This window comes from Alteromonas sp. MmMcT2-2 (assembly GCF_022348305.1).
In the GTDB taxonomy this organism is placed as follows: Bacteria; Pseudomonadota; Gammaproteobacteria; order Enterobacterales; family Alteromonadaceae; genus Alteromonas; species Alteromonas macleodii.
Genome location: NZ_JAKRFA010000015.1, coordinates 1 through 16069 on the forward strand (window position 1 = coordinate 1; position 16069 = coordinate 16069).

General features: G+C 43.7%; 21 protein-coding genes. All 21 read right to left on the reverse strand.

What is annotated here, in order from left to right; genetic code table 11:
- Positions 1-1680: hypothetical protein (locus MHM99_RS10470; protein ID WP_239219237.1), on the reverse strand; the 1680-nt coding region annotated here is incomplete at its 3' end.
- Between the two features lie 12 nt (positions 1681-1692).
- Entirely contained in the window at positions 1693-2859 is a 1167-nt protein-coding gene (locus tag MHM99_RS10475) for a hypothetical protein (RefSeq protein ID WP_239219239.1), read from the reverse strand.
- A 743-nt stretch (positions 2860-3602) separates the two neighbouring features.
- Positions 3603-4004 carry a 50S ribosomal protein L17 gene (gene rplQ, locus MHM99_RS10480; protein ID WP_012519212.1) on the reverse strand — a complete coding sequence of 134 codons (402 nt, stop codon included), beginning with the start codon at positions 4002-4004 and terminating at the stop codon, positions 3603-3605.
- A gap of 41 nt (positions 4005-4045) precedes the next feature.
- Positions 4046-5035: a DNA-directed RNA polymerase subunit alpha gene (rpoA, locus tag MHM99_RS10485; RefSeq protein ID WP_039226687.1), complete on the reverse strand. Its 990-nt coding sequence runs from the start codon at positions 5033-5035 to the stop codon at positions 4046-4048.
- 19 nt (positions 5036-5054) lie between these two features.
- Positions 5055-5675: a 30S ribosomal protein S4 gene (gene rpsD / locus MHM99_RS10490; protein WP_012519214.1), complete on the reverse strand. Its 621-nt coding sequence runs from the start codon at positions 5673-5675 to the stop codon at positions 5055-5057.
- A gap of 24 nt (positions 5676-5699) precedes the next feature.
- Positions 5700-6092, reverse strand: a complete 393-nt coding sequence (rpsK, locus tag MHM99_RS10495) for a 30S ribosomal protein S11 (protein ID WP_012519215.1) — start codon at positions 6090-6092, stop codon at positions 5700-5702.
- A 14-nt stretch (positions 6093-6106) separates the two neighbouring features.
- Positions 6107-6463 (reverse strand): 30S ribosomal protein S13, encoded by a 357-nt coding sequence (rpsM, locus tag MHM99_RS10500; protein ID WP_012519216.1) that lies wholly within the window; start codon positions 6461-6463, stop codon positions 6107-6109.
- 175 nt (positions 6464-6638) lie between these two features.
- On the reverse strand, positions 6639-6755 hold the full coding sequence (gene rpmJ, locus MHM99_RS10505; protein WP_012519217.1) for a 50S ribosomal protein L36: 117 nt from the start codon (positions 6753-6755) through the stop codon (positions 6639-6641).
- A 38-nt stretch (positions 6756-6793) separates the two neighbouring features.
- Entirely contained in the window at positions 6794-8113 is a 1320-nt protein-coding gene (gene secY, locus MHM99_RS10510; protein ID WP_014977524.1) for a preprotein translocase subunit SecY, read from the reverse strand.
- A gap of 5 nt (positions 8114-8118) precedes the next feature.
- Positions 8119-8553: a 50S ribosomal protein L15 gene (rplO, locus tag MHM99_RS10515; RefSeq protein WP_014950906.1), complete on the reverse strand. Its 435-nt coding sequence runs from the start codon at positions 8551-8553 to the stop codon at positions 8119-8121.
- 3 nt (positions 8554-8556) lie between these two features.
- Positions 8557-8736, reverse strand: coding sequence for a 50S ribosomal protein L30 (rpmD, locus tag MHM99_RS10520; protein WP_014950907.1), 180 nt, complete (start codon positions 8734-8736; stop codon positions 8557-8559).
- A gap of 6 nt (positions 8737-8742) precedes the next feature.
- Positions 8743-9243, reverse strand: a complete 501-nt coding sequence (gene rpsE, locus MHM99_RS10525; RefSeq protein WP_012519221.1) for a 30S ribosomal protein S5 — start codon at positions 9241-9243, stop codon at positions 8743-8745.
- Positions 9244-9252: 9 nt separating this feature from the next.
- Entirely contained in the window at positions 9253-9606 is a 354-nt protein-coding gene (gene rplR, locus MHM99_RS10530) for a 50S ribosomal protein L18 (protein WP_014950908.1), read from the reverse strand.
- Positions 9607-9618: 12 nt separating this feature from the next.
- A complete protein-coding gene (gene rplF / locus MHM99_RS10535) occupies positions 9619-10152 on the reverse strand; it encodes a 50S ribosomal protein L6 (RefSeq protein ID WP_014950909.1) in 534 nt (177 codons plus the stop codon).
- Between the two features lie 13 nt (positions 10153-10165).
- Complete coding sequence (gene rpsH, locus MHM99_RS10540) at positions 10166-10558, reverse strand: 30S ribosomal protein S8 (protein WP_012519224.1); 393 nt, start codon at positions 10556-10558, stop codon at positions 10166-10168.
- Between the two features lie 13 nt (positions 10559-10571).
- Positions 10572-10877 (reverse strand): 30S ribosomal protein S14, encoded by a 306-nt coding sequence (rpsN, locus tag MHM99_RS10545; protein WP_014950910.1) that lies wholly within the window; start codon positions 10875-10877, stop codon positions 10572-10574.
- Positions 10878-10889: 12 nt separating this feature from the next.
- Positions 10890-11429, reverse strand: coding sequence for a 50S ribosomal protein L5 (gene rplE, locus MHM99_RS10550; RefSeq protein WP_014950911.1), 540 nt, complete (start codon positions 11427-11429; stop codon positions 10890-10892).
- Positions 11430-11446: 17 nt separating this feature from the next.
- A complete protein-coding gene (rplX, locus tag MHM99_RS10555; protein ID WP_014950912.1) occupies positions 11447-11761 on the reverse strand; it encodes a 50S ribosomal protein L24 in 315 nt (104 codons plus the stop codon).
- A 12-nt stretch (positions 11762-11773) separates the two neighbouring features.
- Positions 11774-12142: a 50S ribosomal protein L14 gene (gene rplN / locus MHM99_RS10560; RefSeq protein ID WP_012519228.1), complete on the reverse strand. Its 369-nt coding sequence runs from the start codon at positions 12140-12142 to the stop codon at positions 11774-11776.
- Positions 12143-12363: 221 nt separating this feature from the next.
- A complete protein-coding gene (locus tag MHM99_RS10565) occupies positions 12364-14472 on the reverse strand; it encodes an ATP-binding protein (protein WP_239219241.1) in 2109 nt (702 codons plus the stop codon).
- Between the two features lie 132 nt (positions 14473-14604).
- A complete protein-coding gene (locus tag MHM99_RS10570) occupies positions 14605-15999 on the reverse strand; it encodes a DUF4397 domain-containing protein (RefSeq protein WP_239219243.1) in 1395 nt (464 codons plus the stop codon).
- Positions 16000-16069: the final 70 nt, after the last annotated feature.

Below are 16069 nucleotides of genomic sequence, written 5' to 3' on the forward strand. Positions count from 1 at the left end.
TGCCTTTTCTGTAACTGCGTGTATCTCGGCCTGCACTTCACTAAAAGCTTGTTGAGAATTAGATAATAAAGCTTTTAATTCCGCTTTATCACTGTCTGCTCGCTGGTTAACGCTCTCTAAAGTCTTCAACTGTGCGCTCAAACTTTCGATTTGGCGCTCTAGTGACAATACTTGTAGTGCTGCAGCCGCTTTATTCGCTTTTAGTTCTTCGTTCTCTAAGCAAAGCTGCTGTGAATTTTTCTGCTCTGCAAGCAATTGCCCTTCTTGCTTATGTATAGTGGCGTTATGTTGCTCAATTTCTTTATTGGCTTCGATTAATTGCGCACTCAACTCATATTTTTCGTTTTTAAGTGCACTGATTTGGGTTTCACTATTTTGCGCCTTTTCAGCAGCCTCGTGTATCTCGGTCTGCGCTTTACTAAAAGCTTCTTGAGAATTGGATAATAAAGTTTCTAATTCCGCTTTATCACTTTCTGCTTGCTGGTTAACGCTTTCTAAAGTCTTCAACTGTGCGCTCAAACTTTCGATTTGGCGCTCTAGTGACAATACTTGTTGTGCTGCAGCCGCTTTATTCGCTTTTAGTTCTTCGTTCTCTAAGCAAAGCTGCTGCGAACCTTTCTGCTCTGCAAGCAGTTGCTCTTCTTGCTGATGTATAGTGGCGTTATATTTCTCAATTTTTTTATTAGCTTCGATTAATTGTGCATTTAGCTTATCTTTTTCGTTTTTGAGTGCACTGATTTGGGCTTCACTATTTTGTGCCTTTTCTGTAACTGCGTGTATCTCGTGGCTTTCTAATAATGATATCTGTTGTGCTGTAGTTTTGTTTTCTTCGGTTAATTGTGCATTTAGCTCATCTTTTTCGTTTTTAAGTGCACTGACTTGGGCTTCACTACTTTGTGCTTTTTCGGCAGCTACCTGCAATTCAGTCTGTACGGCTTGCAATTCAACCCGTATTTCACGGAATGCTACCTGCGAATTAGATAATAGCGCCTCCATTTCTTCTTTATCACTTTCTACTTGTTGGTTAGCGCTTGCGACTAATTTTAACTGTGCAGTTAAATCTAGAACTTCATTCTGTAAAGCTGCGATTTGCTGCAACATAGGATTAAAAACGAATCTATATGTACATATATCTTCATCTTCACCAAGATCTTCCGTAAATTCGTAATATTCACTTGTTAACTTTTCTACTACCACTTGGATGTCGTTTGAATTCGCATATAAAGGTTTTTTACCAGCACTTACCACAATTGAGTTGAATAAGTTCAGTATGCCCTTTGATTTCAACTCATCAAGAAGGTCGCCAGACAAGCACGGCAACTCTAGAACTAATGTATTTGCGTTACCTGTAACATTATATTCTTTCACGATATCAGTAATAGTCGTGGTTTCTACACCTTGAACTTCTTCTAATGCTAAGTTTGGGTATAAGTTTTTTAATCCCTTGGGCTCTAAGAAGGAAGAGAACTCTTCATTGTTAAAAACTGTAAATGGCTTAACTTCAAACACATTTGGCGTTACTGCTTTATTTAGAAAAACAAATTTTTTTTCATCACCTAGGTTGCTGAAAGAACTCACACGCAATAAGGGATCAACGAAAATTACTTTGTTGAAGTCAGCGTAATTGAAGTTAAGGGATAGAGCCTCGCCAGCTCCAATCCATAAAAGGAATTTAGACATTGAAGCGCTCTTTTACTTTTTTTTGTTATGGGTAATCATTACAGGAGAAATGGATCTATTCTCTGCGCGACCAAACTTAAGGTAGTGAATTAATGGGTTCCTATTTTCTTTCGCAACATCAGGGTTTGCTTTTAAGTACCACTTCCCATCAAATTGAGGTGAGGGCTTCCTTCCCTCTTTTGCCCCGTACAACAAGTAATGCTCTGCTGGATCTAATCCGGCACCTGATACATCGGGATATGTATCTAAATACCAATCTGCATCGAAGAGGTCACTCGTGTACAAGAGCCCCATATCTTGCGACAACTTCTTGCGCTTTGCACCGTACTTATCAACAACATTTGAGAATTTTTCAACCTTACTAGAAATTTTCCAAAGTTTGGTAGACTTGATTGCTTTGAGTTCAGCAAGCTCAGCCCTCAACTGTTGCTCAGTTGCCTGCTTTCGTTCAAGTTTTGCCTCTAACTGCTTTATCTCGCGGTTTTTTGTTTTTTCATTTATCGTTGCTTCTTTTTTACTGGAATGAACAAAAGCCTCAAATTCTTTTTCTTTAGCAACAAACGCGTTTTGAACCGAAAGTAACTGTTCAGACAACACTGACATTTCCTTTTTCGAAGACTTGAGCTTATCATCTACATACTTCATATCTTGAGCATGCTGCGCTATTAAGGCTTGATTAGCTTCATTGTGTTTCTTCGTTAGTTTGGTCTTGGCTTCTTCATACAGTTTTTTTGCTGCACTTAGTTCTTCCACGTGTTTCTTGGCTGTTGAATTTAATTCAACCTCCTTACCCTCTAAACCCTCTAGCAACAAAAAGCTTTGCTCTATTACCTTGTCATTTTCTAGCTTTAGTTCTTGCCGCTCTATTGCTTGACGAACAAGCATTTCGTTTAACTTATTTAAATTTGGGTAGAAAACAGAGTCTTCATCCTTTAATTGAAAACAAGACTGCAATTTTTTATAGGCCCTAATTAGGTCAATATTTTGATTGTATAAACTATGGCTAATTACCGCGCCGATATTAACTTCTACTTCATTTTCATCAATAAGTTGTTCACACCAACCTGCAGTCTCGCTCTGCGCAGTGTATTGGCTACAAAACGCAGATAAAGGCACTAAACTAAGTTTATTTTTGTGCTTTTTATATAGGCTGTATAAGTCTTGAATTTGTTGAGTCAAACGATGTATTGACTCGCTTAAGTCGCTGTCATCGTAGGATTGAAGGGATAAAAAAGGTGGCGCTACTGCAACAATTACGCTATCACGCTGACTTAGAAGTGACCCTAGATCATCGATTAACAAGCTGTTCTTAACGTAAACCGTATCGATTAGCTTGTCTTTGAGGTCTTTATAGCTCTCTACAACACCTTTAGCGCTTTTTTTGCATAACTGCAGCCAGTATTCCGAACTATCCACTGTGCAAATCACAGACATCCGTTGCTCCAAACTTTTTAGTCTTATCTACTACCCAAGAAGGTATTTTAATATACGTGGATATATTATCAGACAGCAAAAAATATCTCACTTCCCAAAACGAGGTTAATTTTAGTAATCATGCCATTGACATAAAAAAGCGACTTTTTCGAAACACACAAATCGAAACCTAGTCGTTCAACAGATGTTCAGCGGAGAACAAGTTGGCCTCTACTGCGCAGAACTGGTTACGTTTCATAAAGGCTTGACACAACAACACAGCTACTTTTTCAAAGCGGAAGTTACCAAGAAAAATGGTGGAATAGCCTGGCTTTTCTAAGTTTATCCCAATACCGAATGGCATATTGAGCGGTGTGATATTTAAGTGCTGCGTTAAACGCAGAATCAGGTTTAAGTGACGAGCGAACAGTCTAGCTACGGTAAAGTTGTTTATACAAAAAAAGGGGCCTGAGTTTTCACTCAGGCCCCTTTTTCTAATCGAGTATTAATTACTCTTCAGTTGCTTCTACTGCTTCTTCTTCAGCTTCTACAACCGGACGGTCAACTAGCTCAACATATGCCATTGGGGCATTGTCGCCAGCACGGAAACCGCATTTAAGAATGCGAGTGTAGCCGCCTGGACGAGCTTCGTAACGAGGACCAAGCTCGTTGAATAGTTTACCTACAACCTCTTTGTCACCAGTGCGGGCGAAAGCTAGACGGCGGTTTGCAACGCTGTCTTCTTTAGCCATAGTGATTAGAGGCTCGATTACGCGACGTAATTCTTTCGCTTTTGGTAACGTAGTTTTGATCACTTCGTGCTTGACCAAAGAACCGGCCATGTTTTTGAACATAGCTTGACGATGGCTGCTGTTGCGATTCAACTGACGACCACTCTTACGATGGCGCATAGTTTTATCCTTCTCTACAAATCAGTTTGATAAAAACCTGATTAATCTTTTTCAGCGATGCTCTCTGGCGGCCAGTTTTCTAGGCGCATACCTAGAGAAAGACCACGAGATGCTAGAACATCTTTGATTTCAGTTAGCGATTTCTTACCAAGGTTTGGCGTTTTAAGTAGCTCAACCTCAGTGCGCTGTACCAGGTCACCAATGTACTGGATAGCTTCTGCTTTCAAACAGTTTGCAGAACGTACTGTTAGCTCTAGGTCATCTACTGGGCGAAGCAGAATCGGATCGAATTCTGGCTTCTCTTCTTTCGCTTCTGGCTCAGACACATCACGTAGGTCTACGAATGCATCTAGCTGTTCAGCTAGGATAGTAGCAGAACGGCGGATCGCTTCTTCAGGATCCAAAGTACCGTTCGTCTCCATGTCGATGATTAGTTTGTCTAGGTCTGTGCGTTGTTCAACACGAGCAGACTCTACACTGTAAGCAATACGTTCAACTGGGCTGTATGAAGCGTCTACTAACAAACGACCAATTGGACGATCATCTTCTTCAGAGGAGCGACGGGTAGAAGCTGGTACATAACCGCGACCCATTTCTACTTTAATGCGCATGCTGATTTCAGCTTCGCCAGTTAAAGTACAAATAACGTGGTCAGGGTTTGTAATTTCTACGTCGCCATCATGCTGAATATCACCAGCAACAACAGGGCCAGCGCCAGATTTCACTAGAGTTAGGGTTGCCTCAGTTTTACCTTCAAGGCGAACCGCTAAACCTTTAAGATTTAGCAAGATTTCAATTACGTCTTCCTGAACACCTTCTTTGGTGCTGTACTCGTGAAGAACGCCGTCAATTTCTACCTCGGTAACTGCACATCCTGGCATAGATGACAGTAAAATACGACGTAGGGCGTTACCTAGAGTATGGCCAAAGCCGCGCTCTAGTGGTTCCAAAGTTACTTTGGCACGAGTAGGAGAAACGTTTTCGATCTCAACTAATCTCGGTTTTAGGAATTCAGTCACAGAACCCACAATGCTTCCTCTTTAGTTAGCTTTACTTAGAGTAAAGTTCGACGATCAACTGTTCGTTAATTTCCGCAGACAGGTCAGTTCTTTCAGGAACGCGCTTGAAAGTGCCTTCCATTTTGCTGCTGTCTACTTCAATCCAGGTTGGCTTCTCACGTTGGTCAGCCAGTTCCAAAGCAGCAACGATACGCGCTTGCTTCTTAGCCTTTTCACGAACAGAAACCACGTCTTCGGCAGAAACGTTAAACGATGGGATGTTCACAACTTGACCATTTACCATGATCGCCTTGTGGCTAACTAGCTGACGTGCTTCTGCACGAGTGCTAGCGAAACCCATACGGTAAACTACGTTATCAAGACGCTGTTCTAAAAGCTGTAGCAAGTTTTCACCTGTGTTGCCTTTTAGACGTGCAGCTTCTTTATAGTAGTTGCGGAATTGCTTTTCCAGAACGCCGTACATACGACGAACTTTTTGTTTTTCACGCAGCTGAACACCGTAGTCAGACAGACGGCCACGACGGGCACCGTGCTGACCAGGCGCTGTATCGATTTTACATTTAGAATCGATTGCGCGAACGCCGCTTTTTAGGAACAGGTCTGTTCCTTCGCGACGGCTAAGTTTGAGTTTTGGACCCAAATATCTTGCCATGATCTTTCTCCAACTGTCCGTCGATTAAACGCGACGTTTTTTCGGTGGACGACAACCGTTGTGAGGAATAGGGGTCACATCGGTAATGTTTGTGATCTTATAACCTGTAGCGTTAAGAGCACGGATCGCAGACTCACGGCCTGGACCTGGACCTTTAACGAAAACTTCAAGGTTCTTAAGACCGTATTCTTGTGCAGCAACACCTGCACGCTCAGCAGCTACCTGTGCAGCAAATGGGGTAGATTTACGTGAACCACGGAAACCTGAACCACCAGATGTCGCCCATGCTAGTGCATTGCCTGAACGGTCTGTAATAGTCACAATTGTGTTGTTGAAAGACGCATGGATATGAGCCATACCGTCTGCAACCTGACGTTTAGCGCGCTTACGCGTGCTACGAGCTGGTGCTTTAGCCATAACTTACTCCCCGTTTACTTCTTAATTGGCTTACGAGGACCTTTACGGGTACGCGCATTAGTTTTAGTGCGCTGACCACGTAGAGGCAAGCTACGACGGTGGCGAATACCACGGAAGCAACCCAGGTCCATCAAACGTTTGATGCTCATAGAGACTTCACGGCGTAGGTCACCTTCAACGGTGAATTTAGCCACTTCGTCACGAAGCTTATCAATAGTAGCTTCGTCTAGCTCTTTGATTTTTGTATTTTCTGCAACACCAGCACCCGCACAAATGCTTTTCGCACGTGTGGGACCAACGCCATAGATCGCTTGGATAGCGATTACAGCATGCTTGTGCTCAGGAATGTTAATGCCAGCGATACGGGCCATTAACAGCACTCCTCTTGTTTATTTGTCGACGACCTAAAAAGCCCGATAGGATACTTACCCGTCGACTAAATTGCAAATTAAGGTTCAAAATACTTTAAAACAAAACTAGCAGAACCAGACAAGTACTATCTAGGTTCTGCTTACTTAGCTTTGCGAATATCTTGTTCCGCTTAGATTAGCCCTGACGCTGCTTATGCTTTGGGTCAGAACTGCAAATTACACGCACAACACCGTTGCGCTTGATAACTTTACAGTTACGGCAAATCTTTTTTACTGATGCACGAACTTTCATTACATCTTTCCCCTTTCTATCAATATTAAGGGGCTAACTTATCGGCCGTAGCCTTTAAGGTTAGCTTTCTTCAGCACAGACTCATATTGACTAGACATCAAATGTGTCTGTACTTGTGCCATAAAGTCCATGATAACTACTACGATAATGAGAAGCGACGTACCACCGAAGTAGAACGGCACATTCCAAGCAATTAGCATGAATTCAGGCACTAAACAAATAAAGGTTATGTACAGTGCGCCAGCCAGTGTAAGGCGAGTCATTACCTTGTCAATGTATCGTGACGTTTGCTCACCCGGGCGGATGCCTGGGATGAACGCGCCAGATTTCTTCAAGTTATCTGCTGTATCACGCGGGTTGAAAACCAACGCCGTGTAGAAGAAGCAGAAGAAGATAATCGCAGCTGCATATAACATCACGTACAGCGGTTGACCAGGAGATAGCATAAGCGCTACATCTTGCAACCACGCTGTTGATTCATTCTGTCCGAACCATCCTGCGATGGTACCCGGGAACAGAATTATGCTAGAAGCAAAGATTGGTGGAATTACACCAGCAATGTTGACTTTCAGCGGTAAATGGGTGCTTTGTGCAGCAAAAACCTGACGGCCTTGCTGACGTTTTGCGTAGTTTACCACAATTCTGCGCTGTCCGCGCTCTACAAATACAACTAGGTATGTAAGAGCGATAACAATCACGCCAATCAACAGTAGGAACAACAAGTTAATGTCGCCCTGCCTTGCTTGTTCCGCAGTCTGACCTATCGCTGTTGGCAGACCGGCAACAATACCAGCAAAAATCAATATAGAGATACCGTTACCAATACCTCGTTCGGTAATTTGCTCACCCAACCACATAAGGAACATAGTTCCTGTGACTAGGCTCACTACTGCCGTAAAGTAGAATCCGAAGCCAGGGTTTATCACCAATCCATTAATCAGGTTAGGCAAACCAGTCGAAATTCCAATTGATTGGAAGATAGCCAATACAAGCGTTAGATAACGCGTGTACTGACTAATTTTACGACGGCCTGCTTCGCCTTCTTTTTTAAGCTCCACCATCGGTGGGTGAACCACCGAGAGCAACTGCATGATAATGGATGCAGTAATGTATGGCATAATGCCCAAAGCCAGAACGGATGCACGCTCAAGCGCACCACCAGAGAACATGTTAAACATTTCTACAATGGTGCCTTTTTGTTGCTCGAACAAGTCAGCAAGTACAGCTGGATCGATGCCAGGGATAGGAACGTAAGAACCTAGTCTGAATACAACAATCGCACCAAGTACGAACAACAATCTTGCCTTAAGCTCACTCAAGCCGCTTTTAGCGCCTGAATCCAATCCTGGTTTAGCCATCTAGCTTATTCCTCTACTTTACCGCCAGCAGCTTCAATCGCTTCTTTAGCGCCTTTAGTAACCTTTAACCCGCTTACTGTAACAGCGCGTGAAACTTCACCGCTCTTAACAACTTTAACGAACTGGATTTCTTTCTTAACGATACCAGCTGCTTTTAAAGTCTCAAGAGACGCAGTATCACCATCAACCTTCGCGATTTCAGCAAGAGTTACTTGATCAGTAACAAAGCTCTTGCGTGAAGTGAAACCGAACTTAGGAAGACGACGCTGGATAGGCATCTGACCACCCTCGAATCCTGGCTTAACGCGGCCACCTGAACGGCTTTTTTGACCTTTGTGACCGTGGCCACTCGTTTTACCAAGACCTGAGCCGATACCACGACCAGAACGCTTACCAGTAGGCTTTGAACCTTCGGCTGGAGAAATTGTATTTAAACGCATGTCTTACTCCTCCACTATCTCAACCATGTAATATACACGGTTGATCATGCCACGAACGGCTGGGGTATCTTCCAGTTCACGAACATGGTTGATTTTACGAAGGCCTAAACCTTTAAGCGTAGCTTTGTGCTTTGGCAGACGGCCAATTGCACTTTTAGTTTGCTTTACTTTAATCGTTGCCATGTCTGATTACCCCAAAATTTCTTCTACAGACAATCCACGCTTCGCAGCAACTTTCGCCGGGCTGTTCATTTCTGTCAGCGCGTTGATTGTTGCACGTACAACGTTGATTGGGTTTGTAGAGCCGTAACATTTTGAAAGTACGTTTTGTACACCAGCTACTTCAAGTACTGCACGCATCGCACCACCGGCAATAATACCGGTACCTTCAGATGCTGGCTGCATGTAAACTTTAGAGCCAGAGTGACGACCTTTAATCGGGTGCTGTAACGTGTGACCGTTAAGGTCTACGTCAACCATGTTGCGACGTGCCTTTTCCATTGCTTTTTGGATTGCAGCAGGTACTTCACGTGCCTTACCGTAACCAAAACCAACGCGACCGTTACCGTCACCCACTACTGTCAATGCAGTGAAACTAAAGATACGACCACCTTTAACCACTTTAGATACGCGGTTTACGGCGATCAATTTCTCTAGAAATTCACCATTTTGAACGTCTTGTTTAGCCATTATAAACTCCTAGAACTGAAGACCAGCTTCGCGAGCTGCATCAGCTAATGCTTTAACGCGACCGTGGTATTGGAAACCACTGCGATCGAAAGCCACTGTTTTAATGCCTTTCTCAAGCGCGCGCTCTGCGATTGCTTTACCGACTACCGTCGCTGCTTCAGCGTTACCTGTAGACTTAAGATCTTTTGCAAGATCTTTCTCAACAGTTGAAGCCGCTGCCAACACTTCAGAACCGCATGGAGCGATTAGCTGAGCGTAGATGTGGCGAGGTGTACGGTTAACTACCAAGCGATGCGCGGCCAGTTCACGAATTTTTGCTCGTGCGCGAGTAGCGCGACGAATGCGAGCTGTTTTCTTATCCATCGTATCACCCACCTACTTTTTCTTAGCTTCTTTACGACGTACGTGTTCGTCAGCGTAACGTACACCTTTACCTTTGTAAGGCTCTGGTGGACGGTAACCACGAATGTTCGCCGCAACCTGACCAACCACCTGCTTATCGGCGCCTTTAACGACGATTTCAGTTTGGCTAGGAGTTTCAACCGTAATGCCTTCAGGCATTTCGTATGCTACAGGGTGAGAGAAACCTAGTGTAAGGTTTAGTTTGTTACCTTGTGCTTGTGCACGGTAACCAACACCTAACAACTGAAGTTTTTTCTCAAAACCTTCTGAAACACCTTGAACCATTGCGTTAAGGATAGAGCGCGCAGTACCAGCCTGTGCCCAACCGTCAACAAAGCCTTCACGTGGAAGTGCTTTAAGTTGGTTCTCTTCCTGTGCAACTTCTACAGCGTCGTTGAAAACGCGGGTCAAAGTGCCTTTACTACCTTTAACAGTAACTTCTTGACCAGAGATAGAAACTTCTACACCTGATACAACGTCTACTGGGGCTTTTGCTATACGTGACATTTCAACTCCTCCGTTATGCTACATAACCGATGATCTCACCGCCCATGCCAGCGTTACGCGCTGCACGGTCAGTCATCACACCTTTAGAAGTCGACACGATAGCTACGCCTAAACCACCCATAACCTTTGGAAGCTCATCTTTTTTCTTATAGATGCGCAGACCAGGACGGCTTACACGTTCGATAGTGTCAATTACTTGCTTGCCTTCGAAGTACTTAAGCGTAACTTCTAAAACAGGCTTAACGTCACCAGAAGCAGCGAAGTCAGTAATATAACCTTCAGCTTTCAATACTTCACAGATTGCAACGCGAAGTTTTGAAGAAGGCATAGTTACAGAAACTTTCTGTGCCATCTGGCCGTTACGGATGCGGGTAAACATATCCGCGATAGGATCTTGCATGCTCATTATCAGCTACTCCTTACCAGCTGGCTTTCTTAAGGCCAGGGACTTCACCGCGCATCGCTGCTTCGCGAAGCTTAATACGGCTAAGACCGAATTTGCGTAGGTAACCATGTGGACGACCAGTAACACGACAACGGTTACGTTGACGAGACTTACTAGAGTCACGTGGCAGTTGTTGTAGCTTCAGAACAGCGTCCCAACGCTCATCTTCAGAAGCGTTAACATCGCTGATAATCGCTTTAAGTGCGGCGCGCTTTTCAGCATACTTAGCTACTAGCTTAGTACGCTTAGCTTCACGTGCCTTCATTGATTCTTTTGCCATAACCCTACACCCCTACTTTTTGAATGGGAAGTTAAACGCGTCCAGCAGAGCACGTGCTTCTTCATTTGTATTCGCACTGGTAGTGATAGTGATATCCATACCGCGAACCTTATCCACTTTATCGAAATCGATTTCAGGGAAAATGATTTGCTCACGCACGCCCATGCTGTAGTTACCACGTCCGTCGAATGATTTAGGATTCAAACCACGGAAGTCGCGAACACGTGGGATAGCGATTGAAATCAAACGCTCTAGGAATTCCCACATACGCTCGCCGCGTAGGGTTACTTTACAGCCAATCGGATAACCTTCACGGATTTTAAAACCCGCTACTGATTTTCTAGCAACTGTAACAACAGGCTTCTGACCGGCGATAGCCGTCATGTCAGCTTGAGCATTCTCAAGTACCTTTTTGTCAGCAACTGCTTCACCTAAACCCATGTTTAGAGTGATTTTTTCAATCCGAGGGACTTGCATGACGCTTTTGTATCCGAACTGCTTAGCAAGTTCAGCTACTACTGTTTCTTTATAGAAATCATGCAGTTTCGCCATCGTACTCTCCAATATAATTAAACAAGTTCGCCGTTAGACTTGAAGAAACGTACTTTCTTCTCATCTTCGAAACGGAAACCAACGCGATCTGCTTTGCCCGTTGCCGGGTTAACAATCGCAACATTAGAAACGTGAATAGAAGCTTCTTTCTCAACGATGCCACCAGCTACGCCCAGTTGTGGGTTTGGCTTAGTGTGCTTCTTAACGAGATTAACGCCTTCTACAATTACACGGTTATCAGCAATAAGCACTTTAAGGACTTTGCCTTGTTTGCCTTTGTCTTTACCCGCTAATACGACTACTTCATCATCACGACGAATTTTATTAGCCATTATCGTGACTCCTTATAGTACCTCTGGGGCCAATGAGATGATTTTCATGAAGTTTTCACTTCTCAACTCACGGGTAACCGGGCCAAAGATACGCGTACCAATTGGTTGCTTGTTAGCATTAAGCATAACAGCCGCGTTACCGTCAAAACGAATGGTAGAACCATCTGCACGACGAACGCCTTTTCTAGTACGCACCACCACTGCATTCAGTACGTCACCTTTTTTAACTTTACCGCGAGGAATTGCTTCCTTAACAGTAACTTTGATGATGTCACCGATACCTGCATAACGGCGATGCGAGCCACCAAGAACCTTAATACACTGAACCCTGCGAGCGCCGCTGTTGTCTGCAACGTCCAGGTTAGTTTGCATTTGGATCATGTTAGTGCTCCGCTCTTAAAATTAAGACTCTCCCGAGTCGTTAGTGCTGCTAAAAACAACTGGATGTCGTTGCTTTTATGTACATACCCCCATAAAAAGGGCGCGAAATAATAACAGAAAACATTTGGAAGTGATAGCGGTAAATTGAATTATTTTTAAACTATGTGAGCAATAAAAAAGCCCCGACTAAAAGTCGGGGCTGATAACCACGTCATAGGTTATCAAGCAGGATCTTTTAGGCGATTTTCATTGCTTACAAGCTGCTTACTCAAGTGCCTGTAAAGGCACTCTTTCAACCGGCTTACACCAACAGGTTTTGATATGAAGTCATCCATGCCGGATTTCAAGCATTTTTCTTTGTCGCCGGTTAACGCATTTGCGGTTAATGCAATTATTGGGATGTCCCGTGCCTTGTCTCCCATTGACCTAATTAGCTTCGTCGCCTCTAATCCATCCATTACAGGCATATGGCAGTCCATCAAAATGATTGTGTAGGGTGACTTTCCTTTTAATGCGCCTTTAACTTTTTCTACTGCCTCTTCACCGTTTTCGGCTAAATCGGCGGTAATACCTATCTCTTTTAGTTGCTCTTTAATGACAAGCTGATTTATTTCATTGTCTTCAACTATTAGTGCTTTAAACGCGCTCAGTTCCTGTTTAGAAGGGATATAAACAGCATTATGGCCACATGCTTTTTCGGCTACCGTGCCAGCGTTAGCATCGTCTAGCATGAGGGTTACGATAAATCGCGCCCCCACGCCTAAATCACTGCACACCTCAATTTTACCACCGTAATGCTTCACGATTTGACTGACTATAGACAACCCTAAGCCTGTGCCACCATATCTTCGCTGCGTCGAGTTTTCTGCTTGAACAAACGGCGAGAAAATGAGCTTTTGCTGTTGCTCGCTAATTCCGATCCCTGAATCAGTCACGATTAGTTTTACTCTGAACCGCCCTTTTCCGTATCGGGTGCTTTTAGTTTCAACCGTTACCTTCCCCTCTTTTGTGAATTTAATGGCGTTATTCAATAGGTTAATCAGAATTTGCCCAATTCTTAGTTTGTCAGCTATGAAGGTTTTGCCCTCAACCCCCTTTGTGCTTACTGAAAGTTCTATACCTTTCTCGTGAGCTAGCCGCGTGAACATCGGCACTTGCTCTTCTATGGTGTCGGCAAGGTTGGTGGGCGATTCTTCAAACGACATGTTGCCAGAGTCGATTTTAGAAAAATCCAATATATCATTCACGATGTTGAGTAATGAATCTGCACTTTTCATAGCAATAGTGGCATGTTCTAGCTGGGTAGAATTTAGCGAGGAACTAATAAGTGCCTCAAGCATGCCCTGAACCCCATGAATTGGTGTTCTTATTTCATGGCTCATATTCGCAAGGAACTCACTTCGCGCTTTCAAGGCGCTTTCTGCCATATCCGTTTTTTGCTGCAGCATTGCCTTGTCCATGTGAAGCTGCGTAATATCAACTGTAGCACCAATTACCTTAACGCAACGGTCATTCTCCATGACCGGATGAGCGCGACTTTGTAACCAACGGGTTTCTCCCGCATCGGTGCGAACTTCAAGTTCATAGGAAAAGTCTTCGCCGGTTTTTATCATCTGATTGAACTGGGCGACGTATTTATTCCGCTGGTCTTCATCAACCACGAATTTGATCACGTCTTCTGGCTTTACTACTTTTTCACCATGCACATGCAGCATTCGCTTCAGTGCACCAGACCAAATCAATGCTCCGGTATCAATATTTAATTCCCATGTACCTACACCGGCAAGATTAGTCACTTGGTGTAATAACGAGTTTCTCTCTTCTAATATCGCTTTTTGCGCATTGAGATTACTTATCGCTTGTTGACGCTCTAATTCGTTGCCTATCCACGAAGCAAGCAAAAGTAAATAATCCATCTCTAATGGCGTAAAGGGTGTGTCCCGTGGACCGAGAGATGAGAAGTTTACTGTACCGAAAAATTCACCATGTACTCGCACTGGTGAAGCGAGATAACTCTTTAATGTGTATTTTTCAAAACACGGATGCGAGGCACCTGGCGCAGTATCTATATTGTGATAAGCCACAACAGCATCGCTGTTCACCACGTCTGCACAGTAAGTGTCTGGTAATGCGAAGGTCGTATTTAATGGTATGTCGTTGTCGGGCGTAATAACGCTAAGCACACGGTAATTATCGCCTTGCATGTTACTTACAATCCCTGTTTCCAACCCGAGTATTTCCGTACCTATGCTTAGCAAGCTCTCGAGCTTTTTATCAAATGAAAGTGCTTTGTCATTTGATATGGTTTGTAGATCTTTAATGATACTCATGAGGATTTTCGCCCTCCCGGACAGCAAGTAAAAAGGCCAACGTTTTTAGCGTTGACCTTTTAAACTTACGTGAAATACACGCAGATGAAAGTTTTCACCCTTATCAATTAGTATAATAAATGTACTAACCGATTAATAAAGCACGTTAATTTCATATCCCGTTGGTGTATCCGCTGGCTCAACAGTAACTATGTAGTTTTCTTCCTCTGTAAAGCCAAACAGCGCGGTTCTATCAAGCAGCACCTGCTCCTCGTTGTCATCTTCGTATACGGCAATCACTTCATAGTAGTCTGACGGCAGCACTTCACTGGTACTTTCAGCAAATTCAAGATTCTGTATATCGTACTCAGCAGTATCAATGGTTTCGTCATTTCTTACCAAGTAGAAGTCTACGTCATCAAAATCGCTAACTAGGTTGATGAAGTTTACTGTCTTATCGTAGGCCTGAGGCAAACCACTTTCTACAAAGGTTGCTGCGCCTAATTTATTGTTAGTGTTGTAGATGAGAATAGCCTTACTCTCACCCTGATTAAGCGTAATTAGCTTGTTGCTCAGTGACGCCACTGTACCTGATGGGTCGGTTACGGTAACGCGATAATCGCCATAGCGGATAGTACTAAACTCAGACAACTCGCCCGCCGCGAGTGTAAAACTGACGTCCTCTTCATCAGTGTTTCCACCAAAGGTAACCTGAAGCTCTGCATCCAGATTCGTAGAGTTGTAAATACGATACTGTGAATCTGCTTCTACATCTGTAAGCGCCGTAACTGATGAAGAGTTAAGAATAGTGTCTACAACTAGCCCTTCTTGAATGGCGCCACTGACATCGCGCAGTGTCATTAGATACTCAGTTTCGTATACAAAATCGATGGTTTGTGATTCAAAGACAACATCGTCACTTCCTGGTTCGGTCAAATAAATCGTGTACTCGCCCTCATCAAAGTATTCACTGTCATCATCTGCATCCCAGAAGTCAAATTCAATCATGTCGCCCGTTGTAACCGTGCCAAGGAAGTTGGCTGCTTCAAACGGGTCGCCAGACTCACTCATGTAGAAATCATAAGAAGATTCATCTACTGCTACCGACAAAGCGAATAGGCGGAAGTGATCTTCCAATGTTTCGCGCTTATAGGAATAGGTGGTAAAAACGGGGTTACTAAAGTCACCACTCATAACAACAATGGTCTTATAACCGGTTTTTAAGTTAACGGTAATCTCGTCAATAAATACTTCTTGGTCGTCTGAATCAGTTCGAATGAACTCGAGTTCTAATTCTCCATCATCCATAGAGTACATTGACGTAGTGTCACCAAATTGAGCAGAGCCAAAGCTATCGCCATCAACTTCACGCATTTCTACATTGGCACCGTTAGGCGAAGCGTTGTAAAACTGAATGTAAGCATACGAATAATCTGAGCTACTGCTGCCTGAGCCACCACAAGCGGTAAGCCCAAGCAGTGCAATAAGCCCAATTGCCACTGTTTGGAACCATGTTCCACGAAGCAAAGATTGAGAGGTCAATTGCATAAATTGAATGTCCTTTGAAGTTGTTCTTGGTTGGATAAAGCCTGCGTAAAAGCAAATAGGCACATGTAGA

Bases quoted from the DNA above. Each gene is read 5' to 3' on its own strand.
- rplQ (WP_012519212.1), bottom strand. From the start codon at position 4,004: ATGCGCCATCGTAAGAGTGGTCGTCAGTTGAATCGCAACAGCAGCCAT.
- rpsD (WP_012519214.1), bottom strand. From the start codon at position 5,675: ATGGCAAGATATTTGGGTCCAAAACTCAAACTTAGCCGTCGCGAAGGA.
- rpsK (WP_012519215.1), bottom strand. From the start codon at position 6,092: ATGGCTAAAGCACCAGCTCGTAGCACGCGTAAGCGCGCTAAACGTCAG.
- rpsM (WP_012519216.1), bottom strand. From the start codon at position 6,463: ATGGCCCGTATCGCTGGCATTAACATTCCTGAGCACAAGCATGCTGTA.
- rpmJ (WP_012519217.1), bottom strand. From the start codon at position 6,755: ATGAAAGTTCGTGCATCAGTAAAAAAGATTTGCCGTAACTGTAAAGTT.
- secY (WP_014977524.1), bottom strand. From the start codon at position 8,113: ATGGCTAAACCAGGATTGGATTCAGGCGCTAAAAGCGGCTTGAGTGAG.
- rplO (WP_014950906.1), bottom strand. From the start codon at position 8,553: ATGCGTTTAAATACAATTTCTCCAGCCGAAGGTTCAAAGCCTACTGGT.
- rpmD (WP_014950907.1), bottom strand. From the start codon at position 8,736: ATGGCAACGATTAAAGTAAAGCAAACTAAAAGTGCAATTGGCCGTCTG.
- rpsE (WP_012519221.1), bottom strand. From the start codon at position 9,243: ATGGCTAAACAAGACGTTCAAAATGGTGAATTTCTAGAGAAATTGATC.
- rplR (WP_014950908.1), bottom strand. From the start codon at position 9,606: ATGGATAAGAAAACAGCTCGCATTCGTCGCGCTACTCGCGCACGAGCA.
- rplF (WP_014950909.1), bottom strand. From the start codon at position 10,152: ATGTCACGTATAGCAAAAGCCCCAGTAGACGTTGTATCAGGTGTAGAA.
- rpsH (WP_012519224.1), bottom strand. From the start codon at position 10,558: ATGAGCATGCAAGATCCTATCGCGGATATGTTTACCCGCATCCGTAAC.
- rpsN (WP_014950910.1), bottom strand. From the start codon at position 10,877: ATGGCAAAAGAATCAATGAAGGCACGTGAAGCTAAGCGTACTAAGCTA.
- rplE (WP_014950911.1), bottom strand. From the start codon at position 11,429: ATGGCGAAACTGCATGATTTCTATAAAGAAACAGTAGTAGCTGAACTT.
- rplX (WP_014950912.1), bottom strand. From the start codon at position 11,761: ATGGCTAATAAAATTCGTCGTGATGATGAAGTAGTCGTATTAGCGGGT.
- rplN (WP_012519228.1), bottom strand. From the start codon at position 12,142: ATGATCCAAATGCAAACTAACCTGGACGTTGCAGACAACAGCGGCGCT.
- MHM99_RS10565 (WP_239219241.1), bottom strand. From the start codon at position 14,472: ATGAGTATCATTAAAGATCTACAAACCATATCAAATGACAAAGCACTT.
- MHM99_RS10570 (WP_239219243.1), bottom strand. From the start codon at position 15,999: ATGCAATTGACCTCTCAATCTTTGCTTCGTGGAACATGGTTCCAAACA.